Source organism: Pseudomonas sp. PD9R (assembly GCF_019200975.1).
Classification (GTDB): Bacteria; Pseudomonadota; Gammaproteobacteria; order Pseudomonadales; family Pseudomonadaceae; genus Aquipseudomonas.
The window spans coordinates 51795-66647 of the sequence record NZ_JAHTMR010000019.1; the positions used below are offsets into that span (position 1 = coordinate 51795).

14 protein-coding genes are annotated in these 14853 nt (G+C 58.7%); 9 read left to right on the plus strand and 5 right to left on the minus strand.

Translation table 11 applies throughout. From position 1 onward, the window contains the following. Window positions 1-26: 26 nt before the first annotated feature. Window positions 27-1016, minus strand: a complete 990-nt coding sequence (locus KUF73_RS26980) for a sensor domain-containing diguanylate cyclase (RefSeq protein WP_218441020.1) — start codon at window positions 1014-1016, stop codon at window positions 27-29. A gap of 197 nt (window positions 1017-1213) precedes the next feature. Continuing rightward, window positions 1214-2398 (minus strand): delta-9 fatty acid desaturase DesA, encoded by a 1185-nt coding sequence (gene desA, locus KUF73_RS26985; protein WP_218441021.1) that lies wholly within the window; start codon window positions 2396-2398, stop codon window positions 1214-1216. A gap of 147 nt (window positions 2399-2545) precedes the next feature. On the opposite strand from desA, the gene dibA reads away from it, so the two are divergent. The 6 genes from dibA to KUF73_RS27015 all read left to right on the plus strand — a co-directional run bounded on the left by dibA (window position 2546) and on the right by KUF73_RS27015 (window position 8834). Continuing rightward, on the plus strand, window positions 2546-4465 hold the full coding sequence (dibA, locus tag KUF73_RS26990) for a phosphodiesterase DibA (RefSeq protein ID WP_218441022.1): 1920 nt from the start codon (window positions 2546-2548) through the stop codon (window positions 4463-4465). Between the two features lie 253 nt (window positions 4466-4718). Next, window positions 4719-4901 (plus strand): sulfur starvation response protein OscA, encoded by a 183-nt coding sequence (oscA, locus tag KUF73_RS26995; protein ID WP_007975618.1) that lies wholly within the window; start codon window positions 4719-4721, stop codon window positions 4899-4901. Between the two features lie 152 nt (window positions 4902-5053). Next, the gene (locus KUF73_RS27000; protein WP_218441023.1) at window positions 5054-6067 is read left to right on the plus strand and encodes a sulfate ABC transporter substrate-binding protein; all 1014 of its coding nucleotides are present in this window, start codon (window positions 5054-5056) and stop codon (window positions 6065-6067) included. Window positions 6068-6136: 69 nt separating this feature from the next. Further along, on the plus strand, window positions 6137-6955 hold the full coding sequence (gene cysT / locus KUF73_RS27005; RefSeq protein ID WP_218441024.1) for a sulfate ABC transporter permease subunit CysT: 819 nt from the start codon (window positions 6137-6139) through the stop codon (window positions 6953-6955). A 13-nt stretch (window positions 6956-6968) separates the two neighbouring features. Continuing rightward, complete coding sequence (gene cysW / locus KUF73_RS27010; protein WP_218441025.1) at window positions 6969-7841, plus strand: sulfate ABC transporter permease subunit CysW; 873 nt, start codon at window positions 6969-6971, stop codon at window positions 7839-7841. Between the two features lie 3 nt (window positions 7842-7844). Continuing rightward, window positions 7845-8834 carry a sulfate/molybdate ABC transporter ATP-binding protein gene (locus tag KUF73_RS27015; protein ID WP_218441026.1) on the plus strand — a complete coding sequence of 330 codons (990 nt, stop codon included), beginning with the start codon at window positions 7845-7847 and terminating at the stop codon, window positions 8832-8834. Window positions 8835-8926: 92 nt separating this feature from the next. On the opposite strand, the gene KUF73_RS27020 is transcribed toward KUF73_RS27015, so the two are convergent. After that, window positions 8927-9451: a DUF962 domain-containing protein gene (locus KUF73_RS27020; protein ID WP_218441027.1), complete on the minus strand. Its 525-nt coding sequence runs from the start codon at window positions 9449-9451 to the stop codon at window positions 8927-8929. Window positions 9452-9536: 85 nt separating this feature from the next. Between KUF73_RS27020 and KUF73_RS27025 the strand changes: the two genes are divergently transcribed. Further along, entirely contained in the window at window positions 9537-10223 is a 687-nt protein-coding gene (locus tag KUF73_RS27025) for a Crp/Fnr family transcriptional regulator (RefSeq protein ID WP_218441028.1), read from the plus strand. A gap of 211 nt (window positions 10224-10434) precedes the next feature. Further along, on the plus strand, window positions 10435-10800 hold the full coding sequence (locus tag KUF73_RS27030) for a response regulator (RefSeq protein ID WP_218441029.1): 366 nt from the start codon (window positions 10435-10437) through the stop codon (window positions 10798-10800). A gap of 143 nt (window positions 10801-10943) precedes the next feature. Here KUF73_RS27030 and KUF73_RS27035 read toward each other — a convergent pair whose 3' ends face one another. Beyond that, on the minus strand, window positions 10944-11948 hold the full coding sequence (locus KUF73_RS27035; protein WP_218441030.1) for an AraC family transcriptional regulator: 1005 nt from the start codon (window positions 11946-11948) through the stop codon (window positions 10944-10946). Window positions 11949-12048: 100 nt separating this feature from the next. Between KUF73_RS27035 and KUF73_RS27040 the strand changes: the two genes are divergently transcribed. Further along, window positions 12049-13122, plus strand: a complete 1074-nt coding sequence (locus KUF73_RS27040) for a fatty acid desaturase (protein WP_218441031.1) — start codon at window positions 12049-12051, stop codon at window positions 13120-13122. Window positions 13123-13231: 109 nt separating this feature from the next. Here KUF73_RS27040 and KUF73_RS27045 read toward each other — a convergent pair whose 3' ends face one another. Then, entirely contained in the window at window positions 13232-14842 is a 1611-nt protein-coding gene (locus tag KUF73_RS27045; protein ID WP_218441032.1) for an arylsulfatase, read from the minus strand. Between the last annotated feature and the right edge of the window lie 11 nt (window positions 14843-14853).

Genomic DNA, 14853 nt, shown 5'->3' on the forward strand with positions numbered 1-14853 from the left:
TCCTACAGGGTTTTGTGTTGAGGCTGTCATCCAGAGATGATGCGGTTCTTGCCCTCGCGCTTGGCTTGATACATCGCTGCATCAGCGCGGGCAAACAGGCTTTCCACGTTTTCGTCCCCGGCGGTGAGGCTGGTCAGCCCTTGGCTGACGGTGATGCCGAACGTTTGCTCGCCATGGCTGAAGCTCAAGCGCTGAATCTCCCGTTGCAAACGCTCGGCCACTTGCAGCGCCATGTCCGGTGGGCAGCCAGGGAGCACGGCTGCGAATTCCTCACCGCCGATCCGCCCGAACAGATCGCCGCGACGTAAAGCCGCGCGACCGCTTTCGGCGATGTGTTGCAGCACGTTGTCGCCCTCCTGGTGGCCATAGGTATCGTTGATCACTTTGAAGTCATCGATGTCCAGCATCAGGAACGACAGCGGCGTCCCCAGTTGCCTGGCCGTTTCGAATTCCTCGCGGGCGCCTTCGAAGAAATGTCGGCGGTTGCTGCTCTGGGTCAGGGCGTCGGTGGTGGCCAGGCGTTGCAACTCGGTTTCCATTTGCTTCTTGTCGGTGATGTCTTCAGCGATGCCGACGATGATCACCGGCTGCCCGGGCTCGGTCTGACGATTGATAAAGCATTTGTCGCTGAGCCAGCGTATCTGCCCATCGCCGTCGATGATCCGATACTCGCGGTCTTCTACGGCACCTTTGACCAGCACGTCTGCCAGGCTGCGCTCGGCATATTCCAGGTCATCAGGGTAAATGCTGTCGCGCCACTCGTTGTAGTCGGACAGCAACAGGTCGGCGGGGCGCCCGAAAATCCGTTCATAGGCAGGGCTGACGTACAGCACCTGACGGGTTTCCCAGTTGAATGCCCAAAGTACCGCGTTGACGCTCACCAGAAGGGTGCTGAACAGCTGTTCACGTTCGCTCAGACGCGCTACTTCGCCTTGGGCGTGCATCAGCGCCAGAAGGGTTTGAGCGGCCTCAGGCCACTGCGAAGGGGATGAGTCTTGCTGGTTTCTATGGACCATTGGCGAAATCTCAAAGGGCGTGCGCCGCTTGAGGTTCGAAAGCGGCCATAACGAAGCCCGCCGGGGTGGCGAAGTGTCTTTGAGAGGAGGGATTTGGAGCGAAGTTCCCGCTTTTTGTGGCGAGGGTGCTGGCTCCCGCCGGGCGGTATTGACGGTGCGCTTTTTAGTTAAAACGCACCGTCACAGGTAAGGCCCTGTCAGGCGGCGGTTGGGCGCAGGGAGTAGGTTTTCAACTGATCGGCGAATTCACGCAGGGATTGAATCCCGCTAGCTTCGGCTTCATGTACCCAGTCCTTGATGGCGGCCAGCATGTCGTGACCATTTGAGCTGGTCTTGACCCAGATCTGCTGCAAAGCCAGGCGTTTCTCGTAAATTACCTTCAGCGCCTGGCTATGCTCGAGCATGTTCTGGATGCGCACATGGTGTTTGTCATCCAGCAGGCTGGTTTCCCGCGAGAGCAAACGCTTGGCGCGGTGGAACTGGTGGCGGACCGAGTGATCGACTTTTTCCAGCTCTTGCTTGACCAGTGGGCCAATCACCAATTTGCGGTACTGGGCCATGATCTGGAAGCGGTTGTTGAGGATCGCCATGGCGGTGTCCATGTCCAGGTTGCCCTTGCCTTCGACGCGATGGGCAATCGGTGCAACACGCTGAACCTTGGCCAGGCGCAGGAAGCTGAACACTTGAATCCAGGCCCAGCCCAGATCAAATTCCCACTTCTTCACCGACAGTTTTGCCGAGTTAGGGTAGGTGTGATGGTTGTTATGCAGTTCTTCACCGCCGATCAGGATGCCCCAAGGCACCAGATTGGTCGCCGCGTCGCGGCATTCGAAGTTGCGGTAGCCGATGGCATGGCCCAGGCCATTGACCACGCCGGCAGCCCACACCGGGATCCACATCATCTGGATGGCCCAGATGGTGATGCCGATGGTGCCGAACAGCAGCAAGTCGATGACCCCCATGATTGCCACACCCAGCAGCGGGTAACGGCTGTAGAGGTTGCGTTCGATCCAGTCTTCGGGGCAGTTTTTGCCGTAGATGCGCAAGGTCTCGGGGTTTTCCGCTTCGGCGCGGTACAGCTCGGCGCCTTTGCGCAGGACGGTGGACAAGCCCTTGATGACCGGGCTGTGCGGGTCATCGACGGTTTCGCATTTGGCGTGATGCTTGCGGTGGATAGCGGTCCACTCGCGGGTGTTCTGCGCCGTGGTCAGCCACAGCCAGAAACGGAAAAAGTGTTTCAGGCCAGCATTCAACTCAAGCGAGCGATGGGCTGAGTAACGATGCAGATAGACCGTGACGCCGACGATCGTCACGTGGGTCATCAGCAGGGTGACTGCCACCAGTGACCAGGGCGACAAGCCGAGAAAACCTTCGTACCACATAGGCTATAGGGCCCTCGATAAAGAAAAAAACAGCCGTTGCATTATCACTAAGCGCACAGAGAAAACCAGTCGCCCTTTCAGATAAGAGTGGCTGGATGTGTCATTAACCTATAATCCCAATATTTTTATAGGGACATGGACCGCCTTATGTCTGCCAGCTATCGCGACGCCTTGCGCGCAGCGCTGCTTTATCTGTTGCTTTCTGTACTTTGGCTGCAGATGAGTGGCTATTTATTGAACAGTATCTTCGATAGCTCGGCTGAGCTATTGCGATGGCAACTGATCAACGGTTATGTCTGGGTGATGTTGAGTGCCGGGTTGATCTTTGTTGCCCGCACGCGATTACTCCGCTGCCTCGGAATTGGCGCAAAACTGCGCGAGCGCAGTGAAGATCGTGAGCGCCTGCGCCAGGCTGCCGCCGTGTTCGATTGCACCCGTGAAGGCGTGCTGGTCACCAATCGCGAAGGCTTGATCGTTCATGTGAACCGGGCGTTCATGCAGATCACCGGCTATCAAAGTGAAGAGGTGCTGGGTCAGCGGCCCAGTCTGTTCAAGTCCGGCCGTCATCTTCCAGATTTTTATCAGGCGATGTTCGCCACGCTCGACAGTAGCGGCGAGTGGAGTGGCGAAATCTGGAACCGTCGCAAAAGCGGCGAAATCTATCCACAGTGGCAGACCATTCGCATCATTCGCGACGACCACGGGCAGCTTAGCCATTACGTGGCGGTGTTTTCCGATATCAGCGCAATTAAAAACACCGAGCACGAATTGATGCGCCTGGCGCACCACGATCCGCTGACCGACTTGCCCAATCGCTTGCTGTTCACCGATCGCGCCGAGCAGGCCCTGGCTTCGGCGCAGATCCACAAGCGTGGCTGCGCGCTGCTGCTGATCGATCTTGATCACTTCAAGATAATCAACGACAGCCTCGGGCACACCATCGGAGACCAACTGCTCAAAGCTGTATCTGAGCGCTTGAAAGCCATGTTCGGTCCGGGCATCACGCTGGCGCGCCTGGGTGGCGATGAGTTTGCGGTGCTGGCTGAAAGCTGCCCGCAGTTGGTGCAGGCGGCAGCGCTGGCCCAGAGGATTATCGATGGCCTCAAAGAGCCGTTTTTTATCGACGGTCATCAGCTGCTTATCAATGCCAGCATTGGTATCAGCCTCTTTCCCAGCGATGCCCTGAGCACGGAACAGTTGTTGCGCAATGCTGACTCTGCGCTGTTCAAGGCCAAGAGCACCGGCCGCAATGATTACGCGCTCTACACCGAAGAGTTGACAGCCCATGCTCAACAACGGGTCGAGATTGCATTCGAATTGCGTCGTGCGCTGGATCAGCAGCAGTTCCGGGTTTATTACCAACCGGTTCACGACCTGCAAACCAGCCGCTTGATCGGTGTCGAGGCGCTGGTGCGCTGGGAGCATCCGAAGCGCGGTTTGGTGTCGCCGGCAGAGTTCATTCCTGTGGCCGAGCGGACCGGGCTGATCGCAGAAATCGACGCCTGGGTAATGCAGCAGGCGTGTCAGCAGATGTGCCAATGGCAGCAGGCTGGCGTGGTGTTGTCGTTTGTCGCGGTGAATGTGTCATCGCGTTTGTTTGCTCGCCGCGAGTTGTATCAGCAGGTGGCACAGGTGCTGCGTGAAACTGGGCTGGAGCCGGTTTATCTGGAGCTGGAAGTCACCGAAAGCGCGGTGATGGAAGACCCGGAAGTCGCGCTGGAGCAAATGCACCGGCTGCGTGAATTGGGTGTGCGGCTGGCCATTGACGATTTCGGCACCGGTTACTCGTCGCTACTGAGGCTCAAGCGGCTGCCGGTGCAGAAGCTCAAGATTGATCAGGGTTTTGTCGCCGGACTGCCATGGGACGAGGATGACGCGGCCATCGTTCGGGTAATCATCGCCCTGGCGCAGAGCATGGGGATGCAGGTGCAGGCTGAAGGCATCGAAACGGTGGAGCAGGCAGCTTTTTTGCTCGAACACGGCAGCCATCAAGGGCAGGGGTACTGGTTCGGGCGGCCGGTGCCGGCGTTGCAGCTGGATTGGGTGCATGCTCCGATCATTCGCTAAAAGCTGAAAGACCGCAGCCTTCGGCAGCTCCTTGACGACGCGATCACCTGTAGGAGCTGCCGAAGGCTGCGATCTTTTGATCTTAAAACCCCCAACCACGCCGCAAACCCTTACTCCATCAAATAATGTCTTCTGGTTATATAAACATTCTTAAATAGTCTTTTTAAGAATATCCGCGCCTCTCTACTATTGGTCTCACGCCGCAAGCAGTGCCGCCACTGCCAGGCAACCTCTCAGTCGAAGGAGCAGCACCATGAGCGCATCCCTACGTAGCGTTGACGGCCAGGACGAAGCAACCATCCTGCGTGAGATCCAGAGCGCGTTGCGCGATCTGCGGTTCGGTGCCGTGGAAATCACCGTCCACAACGCCCAGGTGGTTCAGATCGAGCGCAAAGAAAAATTCCGCTTGCAGCAGCCGGGTAACAAGCCGGGCTGAAGCCGAGGATCAAAAGATCGCAGCCTGCGGCAGCTCACAGGGGAAAGCGTTTCAAATGCAGCAGATGCCGAAGGCTGCGATCTTTAAGCAGGCAACCCGATTCCAGATCATAAAAAAAAGCCATCACACCAAGAATTCCAGGAGCTTTCACCATGTCGTCGATTCGTCATTTCGCTTTGGCCGCCCTGGCCAGTGCCCTTTTTGCTGGTTCTGCGGTTGCCAAGGATTACGAGTTACTCAACGTGTCGTACGACCCGACTCGTGAGCTGTACCAAGATTACAACGCCGAATTCGTCAAGTTCTGGCAGAAGGACCACGCCGGCGACACCGTGAAAATCCAGCAATCCCATGGCGGTTCGGGCAAGCAAGGCCGGGCGGTGATCGATGGCCTGCGCGCCGACGTCGTGACCCTGGCCCTGGCCGGTGACATCGACGAAATCGCCAAGCTGGGCAAAACCCTGCCAGCCGATTGGCAGACGCGTCTGCCGGAAGCGAGCACGCCTTACACCTCGACCATCGTGTTCCTGGTGCGCAAGGGCAACCCTAAAGGCATCAAGGATTGGGGCGACTTGGTCAAGAACGACGTATCGGTGATCACGCCAAACCCGAAAACCTCCGGCGGTGCACGCTGGAACTTCCTCGCCGCCTGGGCCTACGGCCTGAAAGCCAATGGTGGCAACGAAGCCAAGGCCAAAGAATACGTACAAACGCTGTTCAAGCACGTGCCAGTGCTGGATACCGGCGCTCGCGGTTCGACCATTACCTTCGTTAACAACGGTCAGGGTGATGTGTTGCTGGCCTGGGAAAACGAAGCTTTCCTGGCTCTGAAAGAAGATGGCGGCGCTGACAAGTTCGATATCGTCGTGCCTTCGCTGTCGATCCTCGCCGAACCGCCGGTGGCCGTAGTCGACAAGAACGCCGAGAAAAAGGGCAACGAGCAGATCGCCGAAGCCTACCTCAAGCACTTGTACAGCCCGGCCGGCCAGGAAATCGCGGCGAAAAACTTCTATCGTCCACGTGATAAGGACGTGGCCGCCAAGTACGCCAATCAGTTCCCGAAACTGGAGCTGGTGAGCATCGACAAGGACTTCGGTGGGTGGAAAACCGCACAGCCGAAATTCTTCAATGATGGTGGCGTGTTCGACCAGATCTACCAGGCGCAGTAATCTTAAATAGCCATCAACGAGCCCCGGATTTACGTTCGGGGCTTCGTGCGTTCTCAACCAAGGACTTTTATGTCGCGTCGTATCTCCCCCGTCATACCCGGCTTCGGGCTGACGCTGGGCTACACCTTGGTGTACCTCAGCCTGATTGTGCTCATACCACTGGCGGCGATGTTCGTGCACGCCTCTCAACTCACCTGGGATCAGTTCTGGGCAATCATCTCGGCACCACGGGTGCTGGCGGCGTTGAAGTTGAGCTTCGGCACCGCGCTGTATGCCGCAGTCATCAATGGCATCATCGGCACGCTGCTCGCCTGGGTGCTGGTGCGCTATACCTTCCCGGGACGGAAAATCATCGATGCAATGATCGACTTGCCGTTCGCATTGCCCACCGCCGTGGCGGGTATCGCGCTCACCGCGTTGTACACCCCCACCGGTTTGGTCGGTCAGTTTGCAGCGGACATGGGTTTCAAGATCGCCTATACCCCTCTGGGCATCACGCTTGCCCTGACTTTTGTGACCCTTCCATTCGTAGTACGTACCGTACAGCCGGTATTGGCTGATATTCCTCGTGAAGTCGAAGAAGCAGCGGCGTGCCTGGGTGCCAAACCATTGCAGGTTTTCCGCCATATTCTGGTGCCGGCGCTACTTCCTGCGTGGCTGACCGGTTTCGCTTTGGCCTTTGCCCGTGGGGTCGGCGAGTACGGTTCGGTGATTTTCATCGCCGGCAACATGCCAATGAAAACCGAGATTCTTCCGCTGCTGATCATGGTCAAACTCGACCAGTACGATTACACCGGCGCTACCTCCATTGGTGTACTGATGCTGGTGGTTTCCTTCGTCCTGTTGCTGCTGATCAACTTGTTGCAGCGGCGCATCGAAACCCCATAAGGAGGCGCGAATCATGTCCCAATCGTCTATTGCAGCGGCCTCCTCGGCCAATGCCGCGCGCCGTGGCAGTGCTACGTCGCGACGGATCCTGATCGGCCTGTGTTGGCTGGTCTTCACACTGTTTTTGGTCTTGCCGCTGTTTATCGTCGTGTCCCAAGGCTTGAAAAACGGCTTGGGTGCGTTCTTCACCGCGATCTTTGAACCGGACGCTTTATCCGCCCTGAAACTCACGGTAATCGCCGTGCTGATTTCGGTGCCGCTGAACCTGGTGTTCGGCGTCAGCGCCGCGTGGTGCGTGAGTAAATACTCGTTCCGCGGCAAGAGCATGCTGGTCACGCTGATCGACTTGCCGTTCTCGGTATCGCCGGTAATCGCTGGTCTGGTGTATGTGCTGATGTTCGGCGCCCAGGGCATTTTTGGCCCGTGGTTGCAGGACCATGACATCCAGATCGTCTTCGCCTTGCCGGGCATCGTGTTGGCGACGATTTTCGTCACGGTGCCGTTCGTGGCGCGCGAGTTGATCCCGCTGATGCAAGAGCAAGGCACCCAGGAAGAAGAGGCCGCGCGTCTGCTCGGGGCCAATGGCTGGCAAATGTTCTGGCACGTCACCGTACCCAATATCAAATGGGGCCTGATCTACGGCGTGGTGTTGTGTACCGCGCGGGCCATGGGTGAGTTCGGTGCGGTGTCGGTGGTATCCGGGCACATTCGCGGGGTGACCAACACCCTGCCGCTGCACGTCGAGATCCTCTACAACGAATACAACCACGTGGCCGCGTTCGCCGTGGCGAGCCTGTTGCTGATCCTGGCGCTCTTCATCCTGCTGCTCAAGCAGTGGAGCGAAAACCGTATTAACCGCCTGCGCGCCAGCGCCGCGGAGGAATAATTCATGTCGATCGAAGTGCGTAACGTCAGCAAGAATTTCAATGCGTTCAAGGCGCTGAACAACATCAGCCTGGATATTCAAAGCGGCGAGCTGGTGGCCTTGCTCGGCCCGTCCGGCTGTGGCAAAACCACGCTGCTGCGGATCATTGCCGGCCTGGAGACCCCGGACCAGGGCAACATCGTGTTCCATGGTGAAGACGTGTCCGGCCATGACGTGCGTGATCGCAACGTCGGTTTCGTGTTCCAGCACTACGCCTTGTTCCGTCACATGACGGTGTTCGACAACGTCGCGTTCGGCCTGCGCATGAAGCCGAAAAACCAGCGCCCGAGCGAAAGCCAGATCGCGGTGAAAGTCCACGAACTGCTGAACATGGTGCAACTGGATTGGCTGTCGGATCGCTACCCGGAGCAACTCTCCGGTGGTCAGCGTCAGCGTATTGCCCTGGCCCGTGCATTGGCGGTGGAGCCAAAAGTCTTGCTGCTCGACGAGCCGTTCGGTGCCCTCGACGCCAAGGTCCGCAAGGAGTTGCGTCGCTGGTTGGCACGCCTGCACGAAGACATCAACCTGACGTCGGTATTCGTGACCCACGACCAGGAAGAAGCAATGGAAGTGGCCGACCGCATCGTGGTGATGAACAAGGGCGTGATCGAGCAGATCGGCTCACCGGGCGATGTCTACGAAAACCCGGCCAGCGATTTCGTGTATCACTTCCTCGGCGATTCGAACCGTCTGCATCTGGGCGAGGACAAACATGTGCTGTTCCGTCCGCACGAAGTGTCGCTGTCGCGGCATGAACTGGAGGACCACCATGCGGCCGAAGTGCGGGACATCCGTCCGCTGGGCGCGACGACCCGGGTGACGTTGAAGGTCGAAGGGCAGACTGATTTGATCGAAGCCGAAGTGGTGAAGGACCACGACAGCCTGATCGGCTTGGCGAAGGGCGAGACGTTGTTCTTCAAGCCCAAGGTCTGGCAGAAACTCGCCAACATCTAAAGCAAAAGCTTCGCGGGCAAGCCTCGCTCCTACAAGGGATTTGTGAATGACACAGATCCCTTGTAGGAGCGAGGCTTGCCCGCGAAGGCGATCTACGCTGCTGCGCGATTCGGATTGACCCGCACCCCCCCCGCCCGCGCCTCGATCTGCTCTTTCAGTTCATGCCGCATGCCGACCAAAAACGCCAGCTCAGCCACCACAAACAACGGCCCGACAATCAAGCCTGTCACGTCATCGACGAACGCCGGCTTGCGCCCTTCGTAGTGATGCCCGACAAACTGAATCGCCCAGCCCACCACAAACATCGCCACGCCGCTGCTCAACCACACCAGCGTGCTTTGCTGCGCCAGCACATGCCCTGCCCACACACATAACCCGAGCAATACCGTCATCAACACACCCAGGCGCAATTCCAGACGCAGGTAAAACCATGCCGAAGCGAGTGAAGCGATTACCGCCGGTGAAATCCAGGCTCCACCCAGCGACCATTCTGGCCGCGACAGCAATACGGCCACCGCCACCACAATCAGCGGAATCCCGATGAAATGCGTAGCGATGTTGCGCGGGTCACGGTGATACGCGGCGTATTGACTGAGATGGTCAACGAGGCTTTTCATTGTTATTCCTCCTGTAGGGTGATCGATCATGCCTCGGGGGCCACTTCTCGCTCTGTCAGCCAGGCGACAATCTTTAGGAGTTTTCATGGATATGCAGGTTTGGCGTCCGCGTCTGATGCGCGGCCAATGGTTTAGCCATCTGCCTGTTTCCTTACAGGATAGTCTGCTGGCCGCCGCCAGGGTGCGGCGCTTGGGGCCGGGCCAGCGATTGTTCCAGCGCGGCGATCCGCCGTGTGGTTTGTACGCGGTGCTCGAAGGCGCGGTGCGTATCGGCGCCGTGAGCGAGCAGGGCAAAGAGGCGTTGCTGAGCCTGGTGGAGCCGCCGCACTGGTTCGGCGAAATCTGCCTGTTCGATAGCCTGCCACGCACCCACGATGCGTTCGGCCTGGGCCAATGCACGCTGCTGCACATCCCGCAAACCGTGTTGCTGGCATTGTTGAATGAACAGCCGGCGCATTGGCGACATTTGGCGTTACTGATGAGCCAGAAGCTGCGCATGACCTTCATCAATCTCGAACAACTGAGCCTGATGCCGGCCCCGGCACGGCTGGCGCATCGCTTGCTGATGATCGCCGAAGGTTATGGCGAACTCGAAGAACCTCGTCGCGTGTTGCAACTGCCGCAGGAACAGCTTGCTTCAATGCTGTCACTGTCGCGCCAGACCACCAATCAGATCCTCAAGGATTTGCAGGGGCAGGGGATATTGAATCTGGGTTACGGCGAGATCGAAATCCTCGATGCCGAGCGATTGCGGGCGCTGGCCACAATCTGACTTGTTGAAAAAATCCCTGTAGGAGCGAGCTTGCTCGCGATAGCGGTGTGTCAGCTGACATCAATGCCTTGGACAGCCCAATCGCGAGCAAGCTCGCTCCTACAGTTGATTTGTGGTGGTTTCAGGACGCACGACAGGTCGAGAAGAAAAATTGTAATGGGCATCCGGGTCTAAGGCGCTTAGCCTGTGACCACGACAATCGAGGTGTGCCATGCGTGTGCTGTTAGTGGAAGACGAACCCGAGATCGCCAAACGCCTGGCCGATGGCCTGAGCGAAGCGAGTTATGCGGTGGATGTAGCCGTCAATGGCATGGACGGCCGGCGCTTTATCGAGTCGGGCGAATATGAGCTGATCATTCTCGACGTCATGCTGCCGGGGCTCAATGGCTGGCAGTTGCTGCAACAGATCCGCAAGCTCGGTGAAACACCGGTGCTTTTTCTCACCACCAAAGACGGAATCGAGGATCGCTTGCGTGGGTTGGAGCTGCATGAGGATGACTACCTGCTCAAGCCGTTTGTCGTGAGTGAACTGGTGGCGCGGGTGCGCAAGTTGTTGCGGCGGGGGCAGGGGCGCTGAGGTTTTTTGGGTGTCTGCTCTATCGCCTTCGCGGGCAAGCCTCGCTCCTACAGGATCTCGCCAGTCGTGAGCGCGACATTAACCCGTAGGAGCGAGGCTTGCCCGCGAAGGGGCCAGATCAGGCAATAGATCTCTCGGATCTATCACCGCAACCCATCCCGAAACTGCCCCGGCGTCATCCCGGTCCAGCGCTTGAACGCTCGACTGAAACTGCTGGTATCGGCAAACCCCAACAAATAACTGATCTCACTCAACGAGCATTGCGGATCGCGCAGGTGCAGCAGCGCGAGGTTTTCGCGGCTCTCGTTGAGCAGCGTATCGAACCGATAACCTTCATCCGCCAGATGCCGCTGCAGGCTGCGCAAGCTCAGGTGCAGCGCCTTGGCGATGTGCTCGGCACTGGGTTCGCCTTCGGGCAATTGCTCTTCAATGGCATCGCGAACCTTGCGTTCCCAGGTCAGTGGCTTGAGCTGCGCCAGGGTGCGTTTGAGCACGGTTTCGTTGTGTTCCGCCAGTTCCGGGTTGGCGTCGTCCAGATGGCTGTCGAAGTCGACCAAGGCAAATTCCAGCCGGTCTTCATCGGCAGAGAAATACACCGGCGAGCGGAAGACTTTGTGCCATTGATGTGAGTCCTCAGGTTCCGGGCGACGCAGGTACACCGCCAGCGGGGCGTAGTCACGGCCCAGGCGATTGCGGCAGGTGCGCACATAAATCGCAGTGAAGGCGTCAATGGCTTCGAAGGCCGGGGCCGGGGTGCCCTGGGGTATTTTCAGGCGGAAGTGGTAGCGATCCTCGGCGCGAGTGAGTTCCAGTTCCAGGGCATCGCTGACCACTTGGTGATAACGCACGATGCGTTCGAACACTTCGCGCAAACTGCCGCTGGCCACCAGCGCATAACCCAGCGCATGAAACGTCGTGGGGCTGACGAAGCGCGAAACGCGCAGGCCAATCGCCGGGTCGCCGCTGACCTGCACGGCGATTTCCCACAGGCGCGTGGTGGCGGACAACGGATAACGGGCGTTCGGGTCGTCCATCAGTTGCGGGTCGAGCCCGGCCTGGTGGCACAGGGCTGTGCTGTCGAGGCCCAGGGCATCGAGTTGCTTGCGCAGGGCGCGGGTCCAGCTGGCGAGGGAGGTCGGTTCAGTCATGCTGATTGGCGCTTCCGGTCAACAGGTTGGCGTTCACGGCTACCACGTTGTGAAGATTCACAAGGCAGGATGCAAACATCAATAACCAGAGGATGGAAGCATGGACCGTACTTCTGCAAGTCCCCAGCGACTGAATGCAGCTCAGCGATCAGCACATATTCGTGAAGTGGTACTGGCCAAGGGCGTCGCACTGCGACAGCGCTACCCGATTCTCAAGCATCAAGACGCCCTCGGCGCGGGCATTCTGGCCTTTGCGCTGGCCGGAATGATCGGTTCGGCGGCGCTCTACATCACGGGCCACATGGCCTGGTGGGCGTGTCTTTTGCTCAACGGTTTTTTCGCCTCGCTGACCCACGAGCTCGAACACGACCTGATCCACAGCATGTATTTCCGCAAACAACGGGTGCCGCACAATCTGATGATGGGCCTGGTCTGGCTGGCGCGGCCGAGCACGATCAACCCGTGGATTCGCCGCCATCTGCACCTCAATCATCACAAGGTTTCCGGAACGGAAACCGACATGGAAGAACGCGCTATCACCAATGGCGAGCCTTGGGGTGTCGCGCGGTTTCTGATGATCGGCGACAACATCATGTCGGCGTTCATCCGCATGTTGCGGGCGAAAACCTGGGCCCATAAATTCAGCATCATCAAGCGCACCCTGAAGGTCTACGCGCCGCTGGCACTCGTGCATTGGGGTGCCTGGTATGTGTTTCTCGGCTTTCACGCGGCGAACGGCATCGCGCATTTGATGGGCGCACCTATCGAATGGTCGGCAACCACCTTGTCGGTGATGCAGGTGATCGATATCGCGGCGGTGGTGATCATCGGCCCGAACGTGTTGCGTACCTTCTGCCTGCACTTCATCAGTTCGAACATGCACTACTACGGCGATGTGGAACCGGGCAACGTGATGCAGCAATGCCAGGTGCTGAATGCGTGGTGGCTGTGGCCGTTGCAGGCGTTCTGCTTCAACTTCGGCAGCAGCCACGGGATCCATCACTTTGTAGTGAAGGAACCGTTTTACATCCGCCAGATGACCGTGCCGGTGGGGCATAAGGTGATGCGCGAGATGGGTGTGCGGTTCAATGATTTCGGCACGTTTGGCCGGGCGAACCGGTTTGTGCGCAAGGACGCGGTTGAGGGGCAAACCGTGGAGGGTGTTCGGGTCTGACGGCCTCTTCGCGGGCAAGCTTCGCTCCTACAGGTGATCGTCGTGCTCACGATTGACGAAAATCCTGCAGGAGCGAGGCTTGCCAGCGAAAGCGGTGGATCCGGCAGCCTCAATCCGGCTGAAACGGCGACTCACTCAAAATCACCCCAGTCTCATCCACATACCGCTGCCAATGCTCAATCAACGTATTGAGCTTGTCAGGCTGGCTCAACGCCAGATCATGAATCTCCCCTGGATCACTGCCCAGGTCATACAGCTGCCAGGTCGCCGGCCCCACCGGTCCCGGAATGTAAACCGCCTTCCATTGCCCCTGACGAATCGCCCGCCGGCCAAACAACTCCCACCCGGTAACCGTGTGTTCGTCATGCACTTGCGCGGTCTCGCCGGACAGAAACCCCAGCCATGATTTTCCGCGCAACTCGGCCACTTCCTTGCCATGCCATTGCTTGCCCGGATGACGCACACCGGCCAAATCGAGAATGGTCGGCGTGATGTCCATCACCGTGCCAAACCCATGGCTGATCTGCCCTTGTAGCGGCAGTTGCGGGTAATGCACCAGCGCCGGAACGCGAATGCCGCCCTCGGTGGTGAATGCCTTGAACAGCCGTGAAGGCGCGGTGGCGACTTGCGCCCAGCTCGGCCCGTACCAGACGTAAGAGTTGGCGCGGCCAATGTTGTCCAGGCTGTTGTCGTAGTGCTGATTGAGATAAGTCAGCAGCTCCGGGCCGAATTTCGGGAAAGCTTCCAGCAGCGCACCTTCGGCGCCGTTATCGGACATGAAAAGAATGAAGGTGTTATCGAGTTGCCCTTGCTGGCGCAGGTAATCGACGACGCGACCGATGTTCCAGTCCATACGCTCGACCATCGCCGCATACACCTCCATGGCCCGTGCGGATACCTGCCGTTGTTCGTCGCTCAAGGCGTCCCATTGGGCACTGAGCTGGATCAGCGGATGCGGCTCCACATCGGCCTCGATCAGCCCCAGCGCCTTGAGTTTTTCCAGGCGCTCCAGGCGCAGAACTTCAGGGCCTGCGTCGTAGCGGCCGCGGTATTTGTCGACCACGTCGGCCGGTGCCTGCAACGGCCAGTGCGGCGCGGAGAACGGCAGGTAAGCGAAGAATGGCCGAGACTGATCGCGCTCCTTGAGGTATTGCAGCAGCTTGTCGCCGAAGGCATCGGAGGAGTAGAAATCCTTCGGTAACTCGTCGATGAATTGGTCATCTTCGATGTACAACGCCGGAGTGGATTTGAGCAGGCCCGGCGTGTGTTCGTCATAGGTCGGCTCAAAACCGTAATGGTTGGCCGCGCCTGGCAGCAGCGAAAACGAGCGCTCGAAACCTCGTGCATGGGGTGCCAGGTCGGCGGTCAGGCCCAGGTGCCATTTGCCGCTCATCAAGGTCTGGTAACCGGCCTCGCGCAGCAGTTCGGGCAAGGCGACCACGCGGTCGTTCAGGTAGCCCTCGTAACCGGGTTTGCCGATCAGGTCCGGGGTCAATGCTTCGGCCATGGTGCCAATGCCGGCGATGTGATGATCGGTGCCGGTCAGCAGCATCGAGCGAGTCGGCGAGCAGGTCGGCGCGGTGTGAAAGTCGGTCAGGCGCAAGCCGTTGTTGGCCAGGGCATCGAGGTTCGGCGTGGCGATTTCGCCGCCGAAGGCACCGAGATCGGAAAAGCCCAGGTCATCGGCCAGGATCACCAGAAAGTTGGGACGTTGCGGCATCAAAAATCTCC

What these genes read in the sequence shown, in the direction of transcription:
- dibA (WP_218441022.1), top strand. Translation starts at nt 2,546, where the DNA reads ATGTCTGCCAGCTATCGCGACGCCTTGCGCGCAGCGCTGCTTTATCTG.
- KUF73_RS27020 (WP_218441027.1), bottom strand. Translation starts at nt 9,451, where the DNA reads ATGAAAAGCCTCGTTGACCATCTCAGTCAATACGCCGCGTATCACCGT.
- cysT (WP_218441024.1), top strand. Translation starts at nt 6,137, where the DNA reads ATGTCGCGTCGTATCTCCCCCGTCATACCCGGCTTCGGGCTGACGCTG.
- KUF73_RS26980 (WP_218441020.1), bottom strand. Translation starts at nt 1,016, where the DNA reads ATGGTCCATAGAAACCAGCAAGACTCATCCCCTTCGCAGTGGCCTGAG.
- oscA (WP_007975618.1), top strand. Translation starts at nt 4,719, where the DNA reads ATGAGCGCATCCCTACGTAGCGTTGACGGCCAGGACGAAGCAACCATC.
- cysW (WP_218441025.1), top strand. Translation starts at nt 6,969, where the DNA reads ATGTCCCAATCGTCTATTGCAGCGGCCTCCTCGGCCAATGCCGCGCGC.
- KUF73_RS27025 (WP_218441028.1), top strand. Translation starts at nt 9,537, where the DNA reads ATGGATATGCAGGTTTGGCGTCCGCGTCTGATGCGCGGCCAATGGTTT.
- KUF73_RS27035 (WP_218441030.1), bottom strand. Translation starts at nt 11,948, where the DNA reads ATGACTGAACCGACCTCCCTCGCCAGCTGGACCCGCGCCCTGCGCAAG.
- KUF73_RS27045 (WP_218441032.1), bottom strand. Translation starts at nt 14,842, where the DNA reads ATGCCGCAACGTCCCAACTTTCTGGTGATCCTGGCCGATGACCTGGGC.
- KUF73_RS27015 (WP_218441026.1), top strand. Translation starts at nt 7,845, where the DNA reads ATGTCGATCGAAGTGCGTAACGTCAGCAAGAATTTCAATGCGTTCAAG.
- desA (WP_218441021.1), bottom strand. Translation starts at nt 2,398, where the DNA reads ATGTGGTACGAAGGTTTTCTCGGCTTGTCGCCCTGGTCACTGGTGGCA.
- KUF73_RS27040 (WP_218441031.1), top strand. Translation starts at nt 12,049, where the DNA reads ATGGACCGTACTTCTGCAAGTCCCCAGCGACTGAATGCAGCTCAGCGA.
- KUF73_RS27000 (WP_218441023.1), top strand. Translation starts at nt 5,054, where the DNA reads ATGTCGTCGATTCGTCATTTCGCTTTGGCCGCCCTGGCCAGTGCCCTT.
- KUF73_RS27030 (WP_218441029.1), top strand. Translation starts at nt 10,435, where the DNA reads ATGCGTGTGCTGTTAGTGGAAGACGAACCCGAGATCGCCAAACGCCTG.